17 protein-coding genes are annotated in these 21425 nt (G+C 68.1%); 14 read left to right on the top strand and 3 right to left on the bottom strand.

The genetic code is table 11. The features are described 5' to 3' along the window. Nucleotides 1–210 precede the first annotated feature (210 nt). The 8 genes from nirB (at nucleotide 211) to AC07OD_RS00155 (ending at nucleotide 11364) form a co-directional block, all read left to right on the top strand. Nucleotides 211–2655 carry a nitrite reductase large subunit NirB gene (gene nirB / locus AC07OD_RS00190; protein WP_494594505.1) on the top strand — a complete coding sequence of 815 codons (2445 nt, stop codon included), beginning with the start codon at nucleotides 211–213 and terminating at the stop codon, nucleotides 2653–2655. A 20-nt stretch (nucleotides 2656–2675) separates the two neighbouring features. Then, nucleotides 2676–3467 carry a type IV pili methyl-accepting chemotaxis transducer N-terminal domain-containing protein gene (locus tag AC07OD_RS00185; protein ID WP_494594503.1) on the top strand — a complete coding sequence of 264 codons (792 nt, stop codon included), beginning with the start codon at nucleotides 2676–2678 and terminating at the stop codon, nucleotides 3465–3467. A gap of 82 nt (nucleotides 3468–3549) precedes the next feature. Next, the gene (nirD, locus tag AC07OD_RS00180) at nucleotides 3550–3948 is read left to right on the top strand and encodes a nitrite reductase small subunit NirD (protein WP_494595108.1); all 399 of its coding nucleotides are present in this window, start codon (nucleotides 3550–3552) and stop codon (nucleotides 3946–3948) included. A gap of 121 nt (nucleotides 3949–4069) precedes the next feature. Then, nucleotides 4070–6907, top strand: a complete 2838-nt coding sequence (locus tag AC07OD_RS00175) for a nitrate reductase (protein ID WP_494594501.1) — start codon at nucleotides 4070–4072, stop codon at nucleotides 6905–6907. A 173-nt stretch (nucleotides 6908–7080) separates the two neighbouring features. After that, the gene (gene ybiB, locus AC07OD_RS00170) at nucleotides 7081–8004 is read left to right on the top strand and encodes a DNA-binding protein YbiB (protein WP_494594499.1); all 924 of its coding nucleotides are present in this window, start codon (nucleotides 7081–7083) and stop codon (nucleotides 8002–8004) included. After that, nucleotides 8001–8822: a uroporphyrinogen-III C-methyltransferase gene (gene cobA, locus AC07OD_RS00165; protein WP_218293864.1), complete on the top strand. Its 822-nt coding sequence runs from the start codon at nucleotides 8001–8003 to the stop codon at nucleotides 8820–8822. Before ybiB ends, cobA begins: the two co-directional genes overlap by 4 nt. 207 nt (nucleotides 8823–9029) lie before the next feature. Then, entirely contained in the window at nucleotides 9030–9743 is a 714-nt protein-coding gene (locus tag AC07OD_RS00160; protein WP_218293863.1) for a methyl-accepting chemotaxis protein, read from the top strand. Between the two features lie 181 nt (nucleotides 9744–9924). Then, nucleotides 9925–11364 (top strand): cellulase family glycosylhydrolase, encoded by a 1440-nt coding sequence (locus AC07OD_RS00155; protein WP_494594496.1) that lies wholly within the window; start codon nucleotides 9925–9927, stop codon nucleotides 11362–11364. Between the two features lie 65 nt (nucleotides 11365–11429). On the opposite strand, the gene AC07OD_RS00150 is transcribed toward AC07OD_RS00155, so the two are convergent. After that, complete coding sequence (locus AC07OD_RS00150) at nucleotides 11430–11918, bottom strand: acyl-CoA thioesterase (RefSeq protein ID WP_494594494.1); 489 nt, start codon at nucleotides 11916–11918, stop codon at nucleotides 11430–11432. 102 nt (nucleotides 11919–12020) lie between these two features. Between AC07OD_RS00150 and AC07OD_RS00145 the strand changes: the two genes are divergently transcribed. Further along, nucleotides 12021–13154 carry a sterol desaturase family protein gene (locus tag AC07OD_RS00145; protein WP_218293860.1) on the top strand — a complete coding sequence of 378 codons (1134 nt, stop codon included), beginning with the start codon at nucleotides 12021–12023 and terminating at the stop codon, nucleotides 13152–13154. Nucleotides 13155–13173: 19 nt separating this feature from the next. On the opposite strand, the gene AC07OD_RS00140 is transcribed toward AC07OD_RS00145, so the two are convergent. Continuing rightward, nucleotides 13174–13665: a DUF4124 domain-containing protein gene (locus tag AC07OD_RS00140; RefSeq protein ID WP_494594492.1), complete on the bottom strand. Its 492-nt coding sequence runs from the start codon at nucleotides 13663–13665 to the stop codon at nucleotides 13174–13176. Nucleotides 13666–13809: 144 nt separating this feature from the next. Here AC07OD_RS00140 and AC07OD_RS00135 point away from each other — a divergent pair, with 144 nt between their 5' ends. The 3 genes from AC07OD_RS00135 (at nucleotide 13810) to AC07OD_RS00125 (ending at nucleotide 16765) form a co-directional block, all read left to right on the top strand. Next, complete coding sequence (locus AC07OD_RS00135; protein ID WP_369641884.1) at nucleotides 13810–15012, top strand: ABC transporter substrate-binding protein; 1203 nt, start codon at nucleotides 13810–13812, stop codon at nucleotides 15010–15012. Nucleotides 15013–15093: 81 nt separating this feature from the next. Further along, complete coding sequence (locus AC07OD_RS00130) at nucleotides 15094–16350, top strand: BaiN/RdsA family NAD(P)/FAD-dependent oxidoreductase (RefSeq protein WP_369641883.1); 1257 nt, start codon at nucleotides 15094–15096, stop codon at nucleotides 16348–16350. Nucleotides 16351–16450: 100 nt separating this feature from the next. Continuing rightward, the gene (locus AC07OD_RS00125; protein ID WP_494594490.1) at nucleotides 16451–16765 is read left to right on the top strand and encodes a hypothetical protein; all 315 of its coding nucleotides are present in this window, start codon (nucleotides 16451–16453) and stop codon (nucleotides 16763–16765) included. Between the two features lie 28 nt (nucleotides 16766–16793). Here AC07OD_RS00125 and AC07OD_RS00120 read toward each other — a convergent pair whose 3' ends face one another. Beyond that, nucleotides 16794–20072 (bottom strand): EAL domain-containing protein, encoded by a 3279-nt coding sequence (locus AC07OD_RS00120; protein ID WP_218340618.1) that lies wholly within the window; start codon nucleotides 20070–20072, stop codon nucleotides 16794–16796. A 392-nt stretch (nucleotides 20073–20464) separates the two neighbouring features. Here AC07OD_RS00120 and rpsU point away from each other — a divergent pair, with 392 nt between their 5' ends. Both rpsU and AC07OD_RS00110 read left to right on the top strand, forming a co-directional pair. Next, nucleotides 20465–20677: a 30S ribosomal protein S21 gene (gene rpsU, locus AC07OD_RS00115; RefSeq protein ID WP_005799779.1), complete on the top strand. Its 213-nt coding sequence runs from the start codon at nucleotides 20465–20467 to the stop codon at nucleotides 20675–20677. Between the two features lie 220 nt (nucleotides 20678–20897). Beyond that, nucleotides 20898–21344, top strand: a complete 447-nt coding sequence (locus tag AC07OD_RS00110) for a GatB/YqeY domain-containing protein (protein WP_494594487.1) — start codon at nucleotides 20898–20900, stop codon at nucleotides 21342–21344. Nucleotides 21345–21425 lie beyond the last annotated feature (81 nt).

Below are 21425 nucleotides of genomic sequence, written 5' to 3'. Positions count from 1 at the left end.
CAGATGCGTGCAGGGCGACTGGCACAAGCATTGCTTAACGTAGGCAACGACCCTGCGGGGTCCCGCAATTCAGCCGTGCAATGGCGCACCGAGGAGTTGTACGGACAAAGGCGTCCCCACATGCCGTTTCGAATCGCATTCGAAGCAGCATCGTGTGGACGCCTTTTTTGTTTTTCGCGCCGCCCCGGCGGCGCAACGGACGGAGTCACGATGAAAAAGCTCAAGCTGGTGATGGTGGGGAACGGCATGGCCGGTGTGCGCACGCTGGAAGAGCTGCTCAAGATTGCCCCCGATCTGTACGACATCACGGTGTTCGGCGCCGAGCCGCACCCCAACTACAACCGCATCCTGCTCTCGCCCGTGCTGGCCGGCGAGCAGACCATCGACGAGATCATTCTGAACGACTGGTCCTGGTATGCCGACAACCACATCACGCTGCACACCGGCTTCACGGTGACCGACGTGGACCGCGTGCGCCGCGTGGTCAGCGCGACCAGTGCCGCAGGCGATGTGATCACCGCCGAATACGACCGCCTGATCATGGCCACCGGCTCGAACCCGTTCATCCTGCCCGTGCCGGGCAAGGACTTGAAGGGTGTGCTGGCCTACCGCGACATCGCCGACACCCAGGCCATGATCGACGCCGCCGCCACTTACAAACACGCCGTGGTCATCGGTGGCGGCCTGCTGGGCCTGGAGGCCGCCAACGGCCTCATGAAGCGCGGCATGCAGGTCACCGTGGTGCACGTGGCGGGCTGGCTCATGGAACGCCAGCTGGACGACGTGGCGGGCAAGATGCTGCAGGATTCGCTGCAGCAGCGCGGCATGCAGTTCCTGATCGGCGCGCAGACGCAGGAACTGGTGGGCAACGCCGATGGCCGCGTGGCAGGCATCAAGTTCAAGGATGGCACCGAGGTGCCCGCCGACCTCGTGGTGATGGCCGTGGGCATCCGCCCCAACACGCAGCTCGCCGAAAAGATGCGCCTGCACGTGAACCGCGGCATCGTGGTGAGCGACACGCTGCAGACCACCACCGACGCGCGCATCTACGCCGTGGGCGAGTGCGCCGCGCACCGGGGCATCGCCTATGGCCTGGTGGCCCCGCTGTTCGAGCAGGGCAAGGTGCTGGCCAACCACCTGGCCGAGTTCGGCATCGGCCGCTACCAGGGCTCACTGACCTCCACCAAGCTCAAGGTCACCGGCATCGACCTGTTCTCGGCCGGCGACTTCCAGGGCGGCGAAGGCACCGAGGAAATCGTGATGAGCGACCCCTTCGGCGGCGTGTACAAGAAACTGGTGCTCAAGGACGACAAGCTCGTGGGCGCGTGCCTGTACGGCGACACGGTGGACGGCAGCTGGTATTTCAAGCTGCTGCGCGACGGCCGCACGGTGAGCGACATCCGCGACCGGCTCATGTTCGGCGAATCCAACATGGGCGACACGGGCCACCAGGGCCAGAGCAAGGCCGCCGCCATGCAGGACAGCGACGAGGTCTGCGGCTGCAACGGCGTGACCAAGGGCTCCATCTGCAAGGCCATCAAGGAAAAAGGCCTGTTCACGCTGGATGAAGTGCGCAAGCACACCAAGGCCAGCGCATCCTGCGGCTCGTGCACCGGGCTGGTGGAGCAGATCATCATGTTCACGGCGGGCGGCGACTACAGCGCCACGCCCAAGACCAAGGCCATGTGCGGCTGCACCGACCACGGCCACCAGGCCGTGCGCGATGCGATCCGCACAGCCAAGCTGGTGACCATCGCCGACGTGTTCAGGTTCATGGAATGGAAGACGCCCAATGGCTGCGCCAGCTGCCGCCCCGCGGTCAACTACTACCTCATCAGCACCTGGCCCAAGGAGGCCAGGGACGACCCGCAAAGCCGCTTCATCAACGAACGCAGCCACGCCAACATCCAGAAAGACGGCACCTACAGCGTCATCCCGCGCATGTGGGGCGGCGAGACCACGGCCGACGAACTGCGCCGCATCGCCGATGCGGTGGACAAATACAAGATCCCCACCGTCAAGGTCACGGGAGGCCAGCGCATCGATTTGCTGGGCGTGAAGAAGGAAGACCTGGTCAATGTGTGGAAGGACATCGGCATGCCCAGCGGCCACGCCTACGCCAAGGCCCTGCGCACCGTGAAGACCTGCGTGGGCAGCGAGTGGTGCCGCATGGGCACCCAGGACAGCACGCAAATGGGCAAGGACCTGGAGCGCGCCATGTGGCGCATGTACGCGCCGCACAAGGTGAAGTTCGCGGTGTCGGGCTGCCCGCGCAACTGCGCCGAGGCCGGCATCAAGGACGTGGGCATCATCGGCGTGGACTCGGGCTGGGAGATGTACGTGGCCGGCAACGGCGGCATCAAGACCGAGGTGGCGCACTTCTTCACCAAGCTCAAGACGTCAGAAGAAGTGCTGGAGTACACCGGCGCGTTCTGCGAGCTGTACCGCCAGGAGGGCTGGTACCTGGAGCGCACCGTGCACTACGTGGACCGCGTGGGCCTGGACTACGTGAAAAAACGCATCCTCGAAGACCACGAAGGCCGCAAGGCCCTGTGGGAGCAGCTGCAGTTCGCGCTCGACGGCGAGCCCGACCCCTGGTTCGAGTTCGACAAGGCGGCGGTGGACACCCGCCAATTCGCCCCCCTGGGCGCCTGAGTCCCCACGGAGCACATCCCATGCAACGCAGAACCCTCCTGACCGCCGCGGCCTGCGGCGCCCTGGCCCCGCTGGGCAACGCCCACGCCCAGGTCACCGACCTCAACGACGCCATCAACAAGGCCGGGCGCCAGCGCATGCTGAGCCAGCGCGTGGGCAAGGCCTGGCTGGCCCTGTCCCACAAGGCCGACACGCCCACGGCGCGCCAGGTGCTGGGCCAGTCCATCGCGCTGTTCGAGCGCCAGCTGGCGGAGCTCAAGGCCTTTGCCCCCTCGCCCGCCATCCGCGAGACCTATCTGAAGCTGGAAACCGCCTGGGCCGCCCACAAGGTCACGCTGGCGGCCGAAACCTCGTCCGCCGACAACGCCAGCGCCATGCTGCAGGCCGATGCCAAGGTGCTGGCCCTGGCCCATCAGGGCACCACGCAGTACGAAGCCGCGCTGGGCAAGCCCGTGGGCCAATTGGTCAACGTTGCGGGCCGCCAGCGCATGCTGAGCCAGCGCATGGCCAAGTTCTACCTGGCCGCCATGCTGCCCGTGGACGCGGCCACCGCCACCACCGAGATCGCCAAGGCGCGCGGCGAATTCATCGCCGCCACCGAGCTGCTGCGCAACGCCCCCCAGGCCACCAGCCGCATCCGCCAGGAGCTGCAGCTGGCCGACGGGCAGTGGGTTTTTTTCGACGCCGCGCTGCAGCGCATGCAGGGCGGCGGCAACGTGAACCGCCAGGTGGCCGAGGTGTTCGTGGCCAGCGAGAACCTGCTCTCCAGCATGGACCGCGTGACCGGCCTGTACGCCGCGCTTTCCGCCTGAGCCCGGCTGTTCGTCCGGTACCCCGTCCCACGGCCCCACGCCCCCGCAACACAAAAAAATCGAAGGAATCATCGCCATGACCATGACCACGACCACCCCCGCCGACTGGAAGCTGATCTGCCGCGTGGACGACATCCCCGAGCTGGGCTCGCGCCGCGTGGCGCGCCCCCAGGGCCTGGACGTGGCCGTGTTCCGCAACGATGCCGGCGGCGTGTTCGCGCTGCTGGACCGCTGCCCGCACAAGGGCGGCCCGCTGTCGCAGGGCATCGTGTTTGGCACCCACGTGGCGTGCCCGCTGCACAACTGGACCATCGGCCTGCGCGACGGCCAGGCCTCGGCGCCCGACGAAGGCTGCACGCCGCGTTTCGCCGTGAAGGTGGAAGACGGCAGCGTGTACCTGGACGCCACGGAACTGGCCTCGCACGCGCTGGACCTGGCACGGCCGCTGGCCGGGCCCGCGCGGCGCGGCGTGGCGGCGTGAAGAAGAAGCCCCGGAGCCAGCTCCGCGCCAGAAGGCCTGTCGCCCGAAAACGCTAACAAATTCATAGCTTTCAGCGCTTACCACACAAGCGCTGGAGCACAAAAACACCGGAATCCACGCCATGCAAGAAACCAAATCCACCTGCCCCTACTGTGGCGTAGGCTGCGGCGTGATCATCGAAAGCGACGGCCCCCAGATCACCGGCGTGCGGGGCGACCCGGACCACCCCGCCAACTTTGGCCGCCTGTGCACCAAGGGCTCGACCCTGCACCTCACCGCCAGCAGCCCCATCACGCTGCAGACCCGGTTGCTGCAGCCGCAGCAACGTCTGCAGCGCAGCGATGCTCCACGCGCCATCTCATGGGACACGGCCCTGGGCCTGGCCACCGAGAAGTTTGCCCACACCATCCAGCAGCACGGCCCCGACGCCGTGGGCTTCTACGTGAGCGGCCAGTTGCTGACCGAGGACTACTACGTCTTCAACAAACTCGCCAAGGGCCTGATCGGCACCAACAACATCGACACCAACTCGCGCCTGTGCATGAGCAGCGCCGTGGCGGGCTACAAGCAGACGCTGGGCGCCGACGCACCGCCCGCCTGCTACGACGACGTGAAACACGCGCAGTGCCTGTTCATCGTGGGCAGCAATGCGGCCTGGGCGCACCCCATCCTGTTCCGCCGCATCGAGGACGCGCGCGCCGCCAACCCCGGCATGAAGGTCATCGTGGCCGACCCGCGCCGCACCGACACGGCCGGCATGGCCGACCTGTTCCTGCCCATCCAGCCGGGCAGCGACGTGATGCTGTTCAACGGCATGCTGCACATCATGCTGTGGGAAGGCTGGATCGACGCCGCCTACATCGGCGCGCACACCACGGGCTTCGACGAACTCAAGGCCCTGGTGCGCGAAGCCACGCCCGACCGCGTGGCGCAGGTGTGCGGCATTTCGGTGGCCGACCTGACCACGGCAGCCAAGTGGTTTGCCACGTCCAAGGCTACGTTGAGCCTGTACTGCCAGGGCCTCAACCAAAGCAGCAGCGGCACGGCCAAGAACGCAGCGCTCATCAACCTGCACCTGGCCACCGCGCAGATCGGCAAGCCCGGTGCAGGCCCGTTCAGCCTGACGGGCCAGCCCAACGCCATGGGCGGCCGCGAAGTGGGGGGCCTGGCCAATTTACTGACCGCCCACCGCGACCTGGCCAACCCGCAGCACCGCGCCGAAGTGGCCGCGCTGTGGGGCGTGGCCGATGTGCCCAGCAAGCCCGGCAAGACAGCGGTGGAGATGTTCCAGGCCGCCGCCGATGGTGAGATCAAAGCCCTGTGGATCGCCTGCACCAACCCCGCGCAGAGCATGCCCGACCAGGCCACCGTGCGCCGCGCACTGCAGCGCGCCGAGTTCGTGGTGGTGCAGGAGGCCTTTGCCACCGCCGCCACCGCGCAGTACGCCGACCTGCTGCTGCCCGCCACCACCTGGGGTGAAAAAACCGGTACCGTGACCAACAGCGAGCGCCGCATTTCGCGCGTGCGCCCCGCCGTGCCCGCCCCCGGCGAAACACGCCACGACTGGGCCATTGCGGTGCAGTTCGCGCACCAGCTGGAGGCCCGCCTGCGCCCCGGCCAGCCCACGCTGTTCCCCTACACCACCGACCACGCCGACCAGGGCGCCGAAACCGTGTGGAACGAGCACCGCGAAAGCACGCGAGGGCGCGACCTGGACATCACCGGCCTGTCGTGGGAGATGCTCGAATCCCAAGGGCCACAACAGTGGCCGCTGCCCGAGGGCGCCGCCACCGGCAAGGCGCGCCTGTACGAAGACGGCGTTTTCCCCACCGCCGATGGCCGCGCACGTTTTGCAGCACACGCCTGGTTGCCCACGGCCGAACAACGCGAATCGCGCTACCCCTTCAGCCTGACCACGGGCCGCCTGCGCGACCAGTGGCACGGCATGACCCGCACCGGCACGCTGGGACGCCTCTTCGGCCACGTGGCCGAGCCCAGCGTGCAGCTGCACCCGCAGGACATGGAGCGGCGCGGCCTGAAGAACGGCGACCTGGTCTATGTGACGAGCAAGCGCGGCACCATCGTGGTGCCCGCGCAGGCCGACACCACGGTGGGCCTGTCGCAGGCCTTCATGGCGATGCACTGGGGCAGCGAGTTCTTGAGCGGCTGCTCGTCCACCGGCGAGCGGCTGGCGGGCGTGAACGCGCTCACCACCTCGGCCTACTGCCCCACGTCCAAGCAGCCTGAGCTCAAGCACGCGGCCGTGAAGGTGCTCAAGGCCGAGCTGCCCTGGACGCTGCTGGCCATGGCCTGGCTGCCCGCCAGCAGCGCCCAGGCCACGCGCGAGGCGCTGTCCGCGCTGATGGCGCAGTTTCCGTTTGCCAGTTGTGTGCCCTTCAGCAACAACACGCCGCTGGGCGAACCCGGGCGCGAGCGCGTGGGTGTGCTGCTGCGCGCCGCCGCGCACGAAGCCCCGCCGGACGCCACGGTGGAACGCATCGAAGCCCTGATGGGACTGGCCACCACCGACACGCTGCGCTACGCCGACAAAAAACGCGGCCAGCGCCGCGCCGCGCGGCTGGCACGCCACGGTGACACCACCACGCTCGAAGGCATCGTGCTGGCAGGCGACACCAGCGCCGAGGGCTGGCTCAAGACCCTGCTGCAGGAAGAGCTGCCCGCGCAAACTTATGGCCGCCTGCTGCTGGTCCCCGGCGCCAAGGCACCCGTGGCCGTGCAGTCGCGCGGCAAATCAGTGTGCACCTGCTTCAACGTGACGGACACCGCCATCACCGCAGAGCTGGCGCGCTGCCACGGCACCGACGACGACCGCCTGGCCCAGTTGCAGGGCAAGCTGCGCTGCGGCACCAACTGCGGCTCGTGCCTGCCCGAACTCAAGCGCATGGTGCGCGCCACCGGCCCATTGGCGTCCAAGCCCCTGGCGCAGGCCACCATATAACCAAAAGTTCTCTGGGTTGCAGGAAAATAGCGGCTCAGTTCCCCCTAGAACCCCCACAAGGACTTGTGCAACAGGGCTCCAGCTAGGCATTTTCGGCGCAGACAGTACGCCTGTACGGCAAGCCGAAATAACGACGCTGGAGCCCTGTTTCACAAGTCCCGCAAAAAAATACCATGGGCATCAGTCAGTACATCAAGGAGATCGGGCGCGGCGCGCGCGGCGCCAAGCCACTCGCGCGCGCGCAGGCCACGGATCTGTTCGGCCAGGTGCTGGATGGGCAGGTGAGCGACCTGGAGATCGGCGCCTTTTGCCTGGCCATGCGCATCAAGGGCGAGACCTCGGAGGAGATGTGCGGCTTTCTCGATGCCACGCACCAGCGCCTGGCCCTGCTGCCCGCCACCGACCGCCCGCTCATCGTGCTGCCCAGCTACAACGGTGCGCGCAAGCTGCCGGTGCTGACACCGCTGCTGGCCCTGCTGCTGGCACGTGAGGGCCTGCCCGTGCTGCTGCATGGCATGCGCACCGAGGCGCGCCGCATTCTGGCATCGGATGTGCTGCTGGCGCTGGACGTACCTGCGCTGACAGCTCCTGAAAAAATAGCAAACGGCAGCGTGCGCCACATCCATACCCAGCACCTGCACGCGGGCCTGGCGCGCCTGCTGGCCGTGCGCGAGGTGGTGGGCCTGCGCAACCCCGGGCACAGCGTGGTCAAGCTGATGAGCCCGTGCGCGGGGCCCTCGGTGGTGGTCACGGCCTACACCCATCCTGAATACTTCGAGATGCTGCAGACCACCTTCCACACGCTGGGCATGAGCGCGCTGCTCTCGCGCGGCCTGGAAGGCGAGGTCGCCACCGACCCCCGCCGCACGCCCCGCTACGACGGTTTCGTGAACGGCGTGCACAAGGTGCTGGAAGCGCAGCAGCCCGGCACGGCCAGCGAGGTGCCGGGCCTGCCGGCCGAGATCGACGTCGCCACGACCGCCACCTACACGCGCCGCGTGCTGGCGGGTGAGTTGCCGGTTCCACCCGCGATTGCGCGCCAGGTGGAACATATCTTGCAACTTGCCGATCAAACAGTTTCGGAGACATCCCCATGAGCCGCCCCACACCCCCCGCCACCCTGCCCCCCTCCAAGCCCCACCTGGGCACCGGCGGCAGCTGCACGCTGGTCGGCGCGGGCCCGGGCGACCCGGAGCTGCTGACGATCAAGGCCCTCAAGGCGATCCAGGCAGCCACCGTGCTGCTGGTGGACGACCTGGTGAGCGATGCCATCGTGGCCCACGCATCTCCCACGGCACGCATCATCTACGTGGGCAAGCGCGGCGGCTGCAAGAGCACCCCCCAGGCCTTCATTGAAAAGCTGATGCTGATGGCGGTGAACGAAGGCGAGAACGTGGTGCGCCTCAAGGGTGGCGATCCGTTCATCTTTGGCCGTGGTGGTGAAGAAGTGGAGCACCTGCGCGCCGCCGGTGTGCCCGTCACCGTGGTCAACGGCATCACGGCGGGCCTGGCGGGCCTGACCTCGCTGGGCGCACCGCTCACCCACCGTGAGCATGCCCACGGCGTGGTCTTCGTCACCGGCCACGCCAAGCCCGGCGACGCGGGCACCGACTGGCGCCAGCTGGCCGCCACGGCCCGCGACGCCAGGCTCACGCTGGTGATCTACATGGGCGTGAGTGGCGCTGCCACCATCGAGCAGGAGCTGCTCACCGGCCTGCCGGCCGACACCCCCGTGGCCATCATCCAGCACGCCAGCCTGCCGCACCAGCGGCAGGCTGTGACCACGCTGGGAGCGCTGCATGCCACCATCACCCACGAAGGGCTGGCCAGCCCGTCGGTGATCGTGGTGGGCGATGTGGTGCGCGGCGTGGCCCTGGCATCGCAGGACGCTCCCCTGGCGCGCCGCGCCGTGTAGGCCGAGGACGCCACGCCGCCTCCCCACGGTCCCGGGGCCCCCGCCCCGCCGCACCGTGCGCCCCGCCGCCAACGGCACGCCGCTGGCGGTGCGCCGTGGCCACGCCTCATCCCATCGTTCCCCCGCACGACGACCATCCGGCGGCCACGCGCTGGCCCGGCTATTGCTTGAAGTATGTATCTGAATGCAATGAGCACAAGGACCACCATGGCAGCCTATTCCCTCTCCCCACGCCCGGGCACGTCCGCACCGCCTTCCACCCTGCCCATGCCTTCGCCACCGGCGGCACGCGATGCCGAGATGTCGCTGGTCAACCTCGCCGCCCGCCAGCGCATGCTGTCCCAGCGCATGGTGCTGCAAACCGTGCTGGCCGCCGGCGGCAGCGACCTGCACCTGAAGGCCGCGCGCGGCACCCTGGCCCTGTTCACCGCCAGCCAGGCCCGGCTGGTGGACACGCCCCGCCATTTCAACGCTCCCGACGCCGACCGCATCCGCAAGGTGTATGGGCAGCCCGGAGGCGTGGGCACCGTCATCGATGCCTTTGCCCAGCAGGTCGCCACCGCGCTGGACCTGACGGAGCGCCGCAGCCCACGCGTCGAGGAAGTGCTCGCGCGGCTGGTGGAGACCACCGACGGCGTGCTGGAGGCGCTCAACACCGCCACCACGGTGTTCGACCAGGTGGGCAAGGCCCAGTCCGAAACCCTCATGAAGGAACTGGCGGGCATCGTGGAGTCCATCCAGACGGTGGCCCGCGAGGCCAAGGTGGTCAGTTTCAATGCGCAGGTCATGGCGGCGCGCGCGGGCCAGCACGGGCGGGAATTTGCCGTGGTGGCGAACGTGCTTTCGGGCATCACCCATGAAATCGACGGCCTTTCGCTGCAGGCCGTGTCGCTGGCAGGCCGCACCCGCAACGCGGCCTGACCCCCATTCCGCAAAGATGGCGCGAACGCCCCGGAAGACCGCGAACAGCCTCTTACAATTGGCATCCATGGAAACGCCGCCGGTGCGCGGGGCGCCCACACTGCGAGAGCGCAGGCCCGCCCGCCAGGGGCCTGCCCGCTGACTGCCAGACACAACACCATTTTCGGGAGATGCGCGAGCCATGAAGATCACCACCCTGTGCAAGAACCTGGCGTTGGCCGGCTGCCTGCTGGCCAGCGCCAGCGCGGCCTGGAGCTACGAAATCAACGCCGGCAAGGTGCTGGACGGTGCGGGCAAGGCCATCCAGCTGCGCGGCGTGAACTGGTTTGGCTTCGAGACCAGCAACCATGTGGTGCACGGCCTGTGGGCACGCAACTGGACCGACATGATCACGCAGATGCAGGCGCAGGGCTTCAACGCCGTGCGCCTGCCCTTCTGCCCCGCCACCTTGCATGGCTCCGCCACGCCCAGCAGCATCGACTACGGCCGCAATGCCGACCTGCAGGGCCTGTCGGCCATCCAGGTGATGGACAAGGTCGTCGGCGAGCTGAGCAACCGCGGCATGTATGTGCTGCTGGACCACCACACCCCCGATTGCCAGACCATCAGCGAGCTCTGGTACACCCCGGGCTACAGCGAGCAGCAGTGGATCAGCGACCTGACCTTTGTGGCGCAGCGCTATGCGGGCGTGCCCGGCGTGATCGGCATCGACATCAAGAACGAACCCCACGGCGCGGCCACCTGGGGCACCGGCAACAACGCCACCGACTGGAACCGCGCGGCCGAGCGCGCCGCGGCGGCCGTGCTGCAGGTGGCGCCCCAGTGGCTGATCGCGGTGGAAGGCATCGGCGAAAACCCCAGCTGCTCGGGTGGCAACGCGCACTTCTGGGGCGGCAATCTGGAACCCCTGGCCTGCACGCCGCTGAACATCCCGGCCAACCGCCTGCTGCTGGCGCCGCACACCTACGGGCCGGATGTCTACGTGCAGCCCTACTTCAACGCCTCCAACTTCCCGAGCAACATGCCGGCCATCTGGGACCAGCATTTCGGCCAATTCGTGCAGGCGGGCTATGCCGTGATGCTGGGCGAGTTCGGCGGCAAGTTGGGCCGTGGCGATGCGCGCGACGTGCTGTGGCAGAACGCGCTGGTGGACTACATGGTCGGCAAGGGCATGCGCAGCGGCTTCTACTGGTCGTGGAACCCCAACAGTGGCGACACCGGCGGCATTCTCGATGACGACTGGACCACCGTGCGCGCCGACAAGGTCCAGTTGCTGCAACGGCTGTGGGGCGATGCAACCACCCCGGCGCCCACACCAACCCCTACGCCGACTCCGACCCCCACCCCGACGCCAACGCCCACCCCGGCCGCGAACTTCTCCGTCCTGCAGACGACGGACAGCGACTGGGGTTCCGGCTATTGCCAGCGGGTCCAGATCGTGAACACGGGCACCACCCAGGGCAACTGGGCCATCACCGTCCCGGTGAGCGGCACCGTCAACAACCTGTGGAACGCCACCTGGTCCCAGGCGGGCAGCAACCTCAACGCCTCTGGCGTGGACTGGAACAAGACGCTCTCTCCCGGAGCGGCGGCCGAATTCGGCTTCTGCGCCGTCCGCTGATCATCACCCCGCGCCGCCGTCGCGCGGCGGCGCGCATACCGCCAGCCAGCCCGTCCATCAAGCCGTCAGGTGCCCGCCGACTCGCGCACCTGCTGGAAGCGTTGCGCCAGCTCTTTGCGCAGCGCCTTGCGCAGCAGGGCCGCTTCCCAGCGGCGGCGTTCGTCGGCCGTGGCCGGCGACAGCGCCGGCACCGTCACCGGCTTGCGCGATTCATCCACCGCCACCATGGTGAAAAAGCAGCTGTTCACATGGCGCACCACCTGCGAGCGGATGTCCTCAGCCACGACCTTGATGCCGATCTCCATGGACGATGACCCCGTGTAGTTCACGCTGGCCAGGAAGGTCACCAGCTCACCGACATGGATGGGCTGCAGGAACATCACCTGGTCCACGCTGAGCGTGACCACGTAACACGCCGAATACCGGCTGGCGCACGAATAGGCCACCTGGTCCAGCAGCTTGAGAATGGCGCCACCGTGCACATTGCCCGAGAAATTGGCCATGTCGGGCGACATGAGCACGGTCATGCTGAGTTGGTGGGAAGGGATGTTCATGCCGCGATTCTAGGGGCCGCACCGTCTCGGCGGCACAACGCCACGGCCGCTACACTCCCGCCACACAAGCCAGTTCAAGGCACCTGGTGCCGGAGGGAAGACATGCTCGAAATCGACAAGCTCAATGAATTCACCGAAAGCCACGGCGCGCTGCGCACGGGGCGCGGACTGGTGTCGGGCGTGATCGCGCTCACGCTCGCGATCCTGTGCTTCCTGGGCGTGCTGGCCTTCCACTTCCCCGAATACCTGACCACGCCACAGCTGCGCAAGAGCTACGACGTGACGGTGATCCGCACCATCATGCTGGCGGCCATGGCGATCGCGGGCGGCATCTCGCTGGTCAACATCCTGTTCAACCGCTCGCGCTGGCTGGCCACGTTTGCCTTCGCCATGGTGGCGCTGGCCGCCTTCCTGGGCGGCCACAAGGTGGAGGTGGACCCGAACTTTCCCGACAACACGCCCTACATCGGCCTGGACTGGTTCATCCTCGACCTGCTGGGCAGCTCGCTGATCTTCATCTTCATCGAGAAGCTGTTCGCGCTGCGCAAGGACCAGCCCATCTTCCGCGCCGAGTGGCAGACCGATTTCCACCACTTCATCGTGAACCACATGGTGGTGGGCTTCGTGCTGCTGGCCACCAACCTGCTGGTGCACAAGTTCTTCGGCTGGGCCGCCAACGACGGCATCCGCGGCTGGGTGCAGGGCCTGAACTTCTGGGTGGCGCTGTTCCTCATCGTGCTCGTGGCCGATCTCGTGCAGTACTGGACACACCGCGCCTACCACGAGGTGCCGCTGCTGTGGCGCCTGCACGCCGTGCACCACAGCGTGAAAAGCATGGACTGGATGGCCGGCTCGCGCCAGCACATCCTGGAGCTGCTGATCACGCGCACCCTGGTGCTCGCGCCCATCTACGTGCTGGGCTTTTCCAAGGAAGTGATCGACGCCTATATCGTGGTCGTCGGCTTCCAGGCGGTGTTCAACCACGCCAACGTGAGCGTGCGCCTGGGGCCGCTGCGCTACGTGCTGGTCACGCCCAACTTCCACCACTGGCACCACAGCCAGGACCAGGAGGCGCTGGACAAGAACTACGCGGCGCACTTTGCTTTTCTCGACTACCTGTTCGGCACCGCCGTGAAAAGCACCAAGCTCTGGCCCGAGCACTATGGCGTGCTGGGCGACTACGTGCCCAACGGGTTCGTCAAGCAGTTCAAGTTCCCGTTCACCTGGAAAGGGTGAGGCGGGTTCGTCCGACGCACTACGGCTTGCCGAGCTCGGCTTCGAGCGACTTCAGCTGGTTGCGCAGCTCGTTGGTTCGCGCCTCGCACGCGGCCTTGTCCTTGTCGGCACCGGCGGCGCGCTCCTGCGCGAACTGGGAGCCTGAGGCCAGGGTGCTGCGCCGCAGCGGGCCGGCGTGGGCCACGGCGGTATCCGGCGCCGTGGCCGCACATTCCTGCTGGCTGCGCTCGACGGCCGCGCGCGCCTGGGGCACGCCCTGGTTCTGCAGATAGTGCTTGCGCTGCCAGGTCGCGCCGAAGGCGCCTTCCTTCGCGGTGGAAGGGGCAGGCTGCACAGGGGTGGCGCCCTGCATGGCGGGCCGCACCTCGACCTTCTCGCCCTGGCCCGGGCAGGGCCCGTCCTGGAACGACACCTTGCCATCGGCGTCCGTGCATTTGTTGATGGCCCAGGCCGGGGCCAGAAAGCCCAGCAGCAGCAGCAGGGCGCAGGCGGCATAGCGGATCGGATTCATGGAACAGTCCTTGGCGGATGGATGGCGCATGCTAACGCCCCGCGCGGCCAGTCCCCCGGGCGACGGTGCTTGCGGGGAAACCCCGTGGCCGCCCGCGCGGCAACCTTCCTACCATGGGCTCCCCCTGCCGCCCCTGGAGACCCCATGCCCGTTGTGCCGCCCTCCGACGCCCGCCTCGCCCTTGCCGCCAGCGCCGCCCACGCCCCCTTCGGCCCATGCCGCCGCACTCTGCTGTGCTGGGCCGCCGCCGCGCTGTCGCCACTGCCGGCCATGGCCCAGGCGCAGCCCCGCGCAGACGTGAGGGGCGACATCCTGATCGGCAGGTCCACCGCGCTGTCGGGCGGCATGGCACCGTTTCTGCAGCCCATCCATGAAGGCCAGGATGCCGCCATCGAGGACGCCAACGCCAAGGGCGGCATCGGGGGACGCAAGATCCGCCTGGTGACCATGGACGATGGCTTCGACCCGCGCCGCACGCTGGAAAACGCCGTGCAGCTGAGTGAAAAAGAAGGCGTGGTAGCCCTGTTCGGCGTGTCGGGCACCTCGCAGGTCATCGGGCTGCTGCCCTACCTCGCGCAGGCCAGGCTGCCGCTGATCTCCGTGTATACCGGCAGCCCGGCGGTCCGCGCGCAGCAGCACCCGTACCTGTTCACCACGCGCGCCAGCTATGCCGATGAGCTGGTCAGGATCGTGCGCAATCTGGTGGCGGTGCAGACCCTGCGCATTGCCGTCGCCTACGAGAACAACGATTTCGGCAAGCTGCTGCTGCCGCTGGTTGAAAAAACGATTGCGGCCGAAGGCGCCACCATGGCGGGCTCGCACGCGCTGGACCCCAAAGGCCAGGACGCCGCCGATGCCGCCAAGGCGCTGGCCGCGCACAAGCCACAGGCCGTGCTGCTGGTGGCGGCGGGCCCTCCGGTGGTGGCGTACGTGCGCGCCAACCGCGCACACCTGGGCGTGCCGGTGTATACCTTGTCGCTGGGCGCGGGCTCGGCGGTGCTGCGGGCGCTGGGCGAAGACGCGCGCGGCCTGGCCGTGGCACGCACGGGCCCCTCGCCCAGCCGGCCGACCATCGCGCTCACGCGGGACTTCCAGGCGTCGATGAAGCGCCACGACAAGCCCGTGGACTACGACCGCTACACCGGCTACATGGATGCGCGCGTGCTCATCGAGGGCCTGCGCGCAGCGGGGCCCGGCGTGACGCGCGCGAGTCTGGTGCAGGCCATGCAGGGGCTGGGCAACCTGGACCTGGGCGGCTACGGCTACCAGTTCAGCGCACAGAACCACCACGGCTCGAACTTCGTGGACATCGCGGTGGTGGGCTCGGGTGGCGTGTACCGGCAATAGGCACCGGTTCGAGGGGCCTACCCGCCCCGTGCGAACGCTGCGGCGACAATGGCGGCCCGCCAACGCCGCCTTCGCCCCACCGTGCCCCACGCTTCCTCCCCTCCATTCGACGTAGTCATCATCGGCGCCGGCGCCGCCGGCCTGTTCTGCGCCGCCCAGGCGGGCCAGCGGGGCCTGAAGGTGCTGCTGATCGACCATGCCGAGAAGGTGGCCGAGAAGATCCGCATCTCGGGCGGCGGGCGCTGCAACTTCACCAACCGCGACCTCGATCCCGCCGCGCCCCACAAACACTTCGTGGGGCAGAACCCGCAATTTTGCCGCTCGGCGCTCTCGCGCTACACCCCCGCCGACTTCATCGCGCTGGTACAAAAACACGGCATCGCGTTCCACGAAAAACACAAGGGCCAGCTGTTCGCCGACCGCTCGGCCGAGGACATCATCGCCATGCTGCTGGCCGAGTGCGCGGCGGGCCAGGTGACGCACTGGCAGCCTTGTGCGGTCAAGAATATAGTGTTTTCAGCCCCTGGCGCTGATCCATCAAGCGCTGGCAGCTATCAAATTGATACCGACCGGGGCCCGGTGCGGGCGCGCTCGCTGGTGATCGCCACGGGCGGGCTGTCCATTCCCAAGATCGGCGCGACCGACTTCGGCTACCGGCTGGCGCAGCAGTTCAACATCCCGCTCATCGAACGCCGCCCGGGTCTGGTGCCGCTGACCTTTGATGGCGCGGGCTGGGCGCCGTATGCGCAACTCGCGGGCTTGGCGCTTCCGGTGCAAATCAGCACCGGTGCCAAGAAAGCCCGTATGGCCTTCGACGAAGACCTGCTGTTCACCCACCGCGGCCTCTCAGGCCCGGCCGTGCTGCAGATCTCCAGCTACTGGCAGGAGGGCACGCCGCTGGCCATCGACCTCGCGCCCACGGTGGATCTGCCCGCCGCGCTGGCGCAGGGCAAGGCCCGTTCGCGCAAGCTGATTGCCAACGAGCTGGCCGCCCTCGTCCCGGGCCGCCTGGCGGACGCCTGGGCCCAGCGCGAGGCCGACTGGCAGCGCCCCATCAACGAGGCCAGCGACAAGGCCCTGGCGCGGCTGGCCGAACAGCTGGCGCGCTGGGAGCTCACGCCCACCGGCACCGAGGGCTACAAGAAAGCCGAGGTCACGCTCGGCGGCGTGGACACGCGCGTGCTGTCGCAGCAGACCATGGAGTGCAAGACGCAGCCGGGCCTGTACTTCATTGGCGAAGTGGTGGACGTGACGGGCTGGCTGGGCGGCTACAACTTCCAGTGGGCCTGGGCCAGCGCCCATGCCTGCGCGCAGGCGCTGCCGCTGGCGGCGCATTGAGGCGGCGGAGGACGCCTGTGCAGGTGGCTCCCCGGGGATGGCTCCTGCACTCCGGTCAGACACACAAACAAACGCTTTACCAGCCATGGGGAGCCTCGGCATGGACGGATTCGAACGCGCGGAGAGGTGGCAAGCGGCTGCCACGGCCACGGGCGCGCTGATCGCCCTTGTACCGGCCGCAAGCATGGCCGGGAATATCTTCATCGCGATCCTTGCGGCACTGGGCATGGGGTCGCTGGCCGGGGGCGCGGTGATGGTGCGGTGGCTGCTCACCGAAGAAGGTGACGCCTACCTGCGGGCCGACTCGCGCATTTCGGGCCGTTCGACCTCTCGCCTCTCCCTGTGTCTGGGCAATTTCTCGCCAGGCGTCCTCCTGGTCGGGCTCGCTGTTGCGCTGCACATCCGGCTCGCATGATGGGGACCACGGCGGCATTGAGGAGACATCATCCGGCCAGCGAGGCTGGCTGAATGCACTCGGAAGCCAGCCCGCGCACTGGCGCGCCATGGAGCACGCAGTGCTGCAATGCCCAGGCGAGCAGGGCCTCGGGCGGCAGCGGGCGGCTGAAGTGGTAGCCCTGCAGCTCCTCGCAGTCCAGCGCACTCAGCACCTGGGCCGTGGCCAGGTCTTCCACGCCCTCGGCCACGATGCGCAGCCCCAGCGTGTGGCCCAGGGCGATGATGGCCCGCGTGATCGCCATGTCGGCGGGGTTGCTCAGCATGTCGTGCACGAAGGACTTGTCGACCTTGAGCCGGTCGATGTCAAAGCGCTTCAGATAGGCCAGGCTGGAGTAGCCGGTTCCGAAATCGTCGATGGACAGCTGCACGCCCAGCGACTTGAGCGCGGCCAGCTGCTGCTCGGCCGCGTGGGCGTTGTCCATGAGCTGCGACTCGGTGATTTCCAGTTCGAGCCGGTGGGCGGGCATGCCGGTGCGGGCCAGCAGCGCCTCGATGTCGGCCACCAGTTGCGGGTCCGCCAGTTGCGCGGCCGAGAGGTTGACCGAGATGGAGACGTCCGACAGCGGGTGGGCCGGCGCACGCCCGGCGGGATGGCCGGCGGGCGGTGCCTGCCAGCGCGCCCACTGCTCGCAGGCCTGCTGCAGCACCCAGCCGCCCATCGCGCGGATCATGCCGGTCTCCTCGGCGATGGGGATGAACTCGCTGGGCGGGATGGCGCCCAGCGTGGGGCTGTTCCAGCGCAGCAGGGCCTCCACCCCCAGCAGGCCGCCGCTCTTGGCGCTCACCCGGGGCTGGTAGTGCAGGCTCAGCTCATGGCGCTCCAGCGCGCGGCGCAGGTGCTGTTCCATGGACTGGCGGGCCAGCGCGCGCTGGTCCGTTTCGGCCGAATAGAACAGCGCCATGTCGCGGCCCGTGGTCTTGGCCTCGTACATCGCCGCATCGGCGCGGCGCATCAGCTCGTCGATGTCGCCGCCGTCCTCGGGGTACACGGCGATGCCCACGCTGCATGACACATTGAGTTCATGCCCCTCCACCGGGTGGCTCTGGCGGATGAGGGGGATGAGGCGCCGCTCCACGAGCTGCTGCACGTCCTCGCGCCCGGCCACGTCGCGCATCACCACCACGAACTCGTCGCCGCCCAGGCGGCTGACGGTGTCGCGGCTGCGCACGGCCTGCGTGAGGCGCCCGGCCACCGAGCGCAGCAGCCCGTCGCCGATGTGGTGGCCCAGCGTGTCGTTGATGGCCTTGAAGCGGTCCAGGTCGATGAACAACACGGCGACCTTCTCGCCGGTGACGCTGGACTGCGCCAGCGCCAGCTGCAGGCGCTGCACGCACAGCGAGCGGTTGGGCAGCTCGGTGAGCACGTCGTGGTGCGCAAGGAACTGGATGCGTTCCTCGCTGCGCTTGCGGTCCGTGATGTCGATGGCGATGCCGATGTGGTTGGCCACGGCGCCGCCGCCCTTGCCCTCGCGCACGGCCGACACCATGAGCCAGGCCGGGTAGGTTTCGCCCGAACGGCGGCGAAACCGCACCTCGCCCTGCCAGGACTCCTTGTCGAGCATGGTGCGGCGGATCTGGGTGGACAGGGGCTCGCCGCCGGACTCCTCCAGCAGGAAGCCCAGGTCTTCGCCCAGCACCTCGTAGAAGTCGTAGTGCGTGCTGCGGCAGAACGCCTTGTTCACGCTGATGATCTGCTGGTCGGCATTCATGATGATGATGCCCTCGGACGACGCCTCGAACACCTTGGCCCACAGCTCCAGGCGCTGCTCCATGACCTTGAGCACGTTGATGGGCGTGAAGGCCGTGAGCACCGAGTCGCGCCCCTGGAACTGCAGCCGTCGCGCCGACAGCACCGCCCAGGAGGGCTCGGGGCTGCCCTTCCAGCGCACCTCGAACTCGTCCACCGAGCCCTGGTCCGCCAGGCGCTGGAAGAAGCGCGCGCGCACGCCCGGCTCCAGCCCGGCGGCCCAGGGGTCGGTCTTGCGGTCATTGAGCCAGTGGGCGGCGGGGGCGTTGGAATGCAGCACCTCGTGCTCGGGGATGGAGGTGACGACCATGGGGATGGGGAAGGCCTCCACCAGCTCGCGCTGGGCCTCGGCCGCGCGGGCGCTGGCCGCCAGCTCCTGCTGCAGCAGGCGTTCGCGGTCCAGCTGGGCCAGCATGTCGTTGAAGGCCGTGACCAGCCGGCCGATCTCGTCGCTGCTGCTCCAGTGGGCCCGCAGGGTGTGGTCGCCGCTCTTGCGCACCTCATCGGCCACGCGCGCCAGTTGCTGCAGCGGCTTGGCGATCTGCCGGGCCACCAGCGTCACCAGAGAGAGGATGCAGCCCAGCAGCACGAGCGCGGTGCCCAGGTGCAGCCACATGCGCGCGTACAGCCCGTCCACCCGGCGGTTGAGCAACCGCTCCAGGTCGACGATGCCCACCGCCCAGGCATCGCGCAGGGCGCCCAGCACCTGCGCCTGCTGCGCCCCCACCTGGGCCAGGGTCAGGCGCGATTCGCCCGCCGCCACGCCCTGCAGCAGCGCCTGGAAGCTCTCCAGCGAGGCCTTGAGCGCCTCGCGCTGGCCCATCAGGGCCGTGCGCATCTCGGGAGAGCCCGCGATGAAGGCCTGGTTGTAGTCCGACTCGATGCCCTGCATCACCGCGTCGAGCCGGCCCACCAGCGTGAGCAGCTCGGAGGACCACTGCGGCCCGCGCCCCGCGGGCGCGGCATGGAGAAACACCACGGTGTCGTGCACCGCCTGCAGCAGTTCGGGGAAGCGCAGCACCACGAGCGACATGCCGTAGTAGCTGTCCAGGTCCGGGTCCAGGATCAGGTTGGACTGGTTGCCCACGGTGGTGAGCAGTTCTCGGCCGTCGCGCAGCAGCTGGCTGCGCAGCCGGGTGAGGGACGGCGCATCGGTGGCCGCCGGCGGGTGGGCGGCCAGCTGCTGCAGCACCCCGCTGAAGCGCTCGCCCTGCTCCTCGGTATGCAGCTGCTCGTCGTGGGCCGCACGCACGCCCGCCAGCCGCGCAAGAACGTCCGCCACGAGCGGCGGCTGCTGCGATGCATCGAGGAACTGCCCCATGAGCCCGTCGCGCAGCACCGCCGCATAGGTGGTGCCCACGATTTCCTTGCGAGTGAAATCGATGGCCACGTACTTTTCGTGGATCAGGATGCTGGAGACATAGATCACCGCCGACAGGTCGAGCAGATAGATGAGCATGAGCTTGCGGCCCACACTGAGGCGGCCCAGCCAGCCCGATACGCGGTGCATGAATGCCATGGTGTCTGCGGCGAAGGCCCGCCCGGGCGGATGACCCGGGCAGCCCACCGACGGTGGAAGATGAGTGTTACAACATGAAGCAATTTCCACGCCATTTCGCCGATCCGCCTGCGATGCGCCCGATTCGCCGACGCCGCGCCCCCCGGAGAGTCGGCGCGACCCTGCCAGGGAGCCCGTGCCGGGCGATTGGCGGAGCCCCGCCGCCCGTGCCGCGAGAGGGGGGAAGCACGAAGCACCCCAAGGCGGAACCCGCTTCAGCTATAATCTCCGGCTTTGCTGGCAATGCCCCGTCGGCCAAATACTAGTTACAGACGGGGAAACCGCCACGCACGGTCTTGAGGCCCGATCTCCCCAAGACCCTCTGCGGGCAACATTTTGGAAACCATTAGCTAATGACTACGATCCGCGTAAAAGAAAACGAACCCTTTGACGTCGCCCTGCGCCGCTTCAAGCGCACCATTGAAAAGCTCGGCCTGCTGACCGACCTGCGCGCCCGTGAGTTCTACGAGAAGCCCACCGCCGAGCGCAAGCGCAAGAAGGCAGCCGCCGTGAAGCGCCACTACAAGCGCGTTCGCAGCATGCAACTGCCCAAGAAGATGTACTGATGGATCTTCGGCCCCAAGCCTTCTTGCTTGGGTCCCAGAACCCGCGCTAGGGACGCCAAGCGCGGGTTTTTGCTTTTCCGGGCTTGCACAAAGCCCCTCTGGCGTCGTTGCAGCGCCTTGCCGTAGCAAGAAGACTACTGTCTGCGGCGCTGCGCCTGGCCAGAGGGGCTTTGTGCAAACCCTCCGTCCCTGTCTGAAACCCCATAAAAAGGAAGCCATCATGAGCCTCAAGGACCAGATCACCGAAGACATGAAGACCGCCATGCGCGCCAAGGACAGCGAGCGCCTGGGCACCATCCGCCTGCTGCAGGCCGCGATGAAGCAAAGGGAAGTGGACGAGCGCATCGTGCTGGACGATGCGGCCGTGGTCGCCATCGTGGACAAGCTCATCAAGCAGCGCAAGGACTCGATCACCGCCTTCGAGGGCGCGGGCCGCCAGGACCTGGCCGACAAGGAGAAGGCAGAGATGGCCGTGCTGCAGGCCTACCTGCCCGAGCGCATGTCGGCCGACGAGACCCTGGCCGCCGTCAAGGCCATCGTGGCCGAGCTGGGCGCCGCGGGCCCGGGCGACATGGGCAAGGTCATGGGCGTGGTCAAGACCCGCCTGGCCGGCAAGGCCGACATGGGCCAGGTGTCCACCGCCGTCAAGGCCGCGCTCGCCGGCTGACCGCCCGCCTCGCCACCCGGCGATTTACTATCAATTCAATAGCTGCCAGCGCTTGATCGACAAGCGCCGGTGGCTATTTTT

It is taken from the genome of Acidovorax sp. GW821-FHT10E03, from assembly GCF_059415205.1.
This window is presented reverse-complemented; position numbering and strand designations above follow the sequence as displayed.

What these genes read in the sequence shown, in the direction of transcription:
- nirB (WP_494594505.1), top strand. Translation starts at nt 211, where the DNA reads ATGAAAAAGCTCAAGCTGGTGATGGTGGGGAACGGCATGGCCGGTGTG.
- AC07OD_RS00185 (WP_494594503.1), top strand. Translation starts at nt 2,676, where the DNA reads ATGCAACGCAGAACCCTCCTGACCGCCGCGGCCTGCGGCGCCCTGGCC.
- nirD (WP_494595108.1), top strand. Translation starts at nt 3,550, where the DNA reads ATGACCACGACCACCCCCGCCGACTGGAAGCTGATCTGCCGCGTGGAC.
- AC07OD_RS00175 (WP_494594501.1), top strand. Translation starts at nt 4,070, where the DNA reads ATGCAAGAAACCAAATCCACCTGCCCCTACTGTGGCGTAGGCTGCGGC.
- ybiB (WP_494594499.1), top strand. Translation starts at nt 7,081, where the DNA reads ATGGGCATCAGTCAGTACATCAAGGAGATCGGGCGCGGCGCGCGCGGC.
- cobA (WP_218293864.1), top strand. Translation starts at nt 8,001, where the DNA reads ATGAGCCGCCCCACACCCCCCGCCACCCTGCCCCCCTCCAAGCCCCAC.
- AC07OD_RS00160 (WP_218293863.1), top strand. Translation starts at nt 9,030, where the DNA reads ATGGCAGCCTATTCCCTCTCCCCACGCCCGGGCACGTCCGCACCGCCT.
- AC07OD_RS00155 (WP_494594496.1), top strand. Translation starts at nt 9,925, where the DNA reads ATGAAGATCACCACCCTGTGCAAGAACCTGGCGTTGGCCGGCTGCCTG.
- AC07OD_RS00150 (WP_494594494.1), bottom strand. Translation starts at nt 11,918, where the DNA reads ATGAACATCCCTTCCCACCAACTCAGCATGACCGTGCTCATGTCGCCC.
- AC07OD_RS00145 (WP_218293860.1), top strand. Translation starts at nt 12,021, where the DNA reads ATGCTCGAAATCGACAAGCTCAATGAATTCACCGAAAGCCACGGCGCG.
- AC07OD_RS00140 (WP_494594492.1), bottom strand. Translation starts at nt 13,665, where the DNA reads ATGAATCCGATCCGCTATGCCGCCTGCGCCCTGCTGCTGCTGCTGGGC.
- AC07OD_RS00135 (WP_369641884.1), top strand. Translation starts at nt 13,810, where the DNA reads ATGCCCGTTGTGCCGCCCTCCGACGCCCGCCTCGCCCTTGCCGCCAGC.
- AC07OD_RS00125 (WP_494594490.1), top strand. Translation starts at nt 16,451, where the DNA reads ATGGACGGATTCGAACGCGCGGAGAGGTGGCAAGCGGCTGCCACGGCC.
- AC07OD_RS00120 (WP_218340618.1), bottom strand. Translation starts at nt 20,072, where the DNA reads ATGGCATTCATGCACCGCGTATCGGGCTGGCTGGGCCGCCTCAGTGTG.
- rpsU (WP_005799779.1), top strand. Translation starts at nt 20,465, where the DNA reads ATGACTACGATCCGCGTAAAAGAAAACGAACCCTTTGACGTCGCCCTG.
- AC07OD_RS00110 (WP_494594487.1), top strand. Translation starts at nt 20,898, where the DNA reads ATGAGCCTCAAGGACCAGATCACCGAAGACATGAAGACCGCCATGCGC.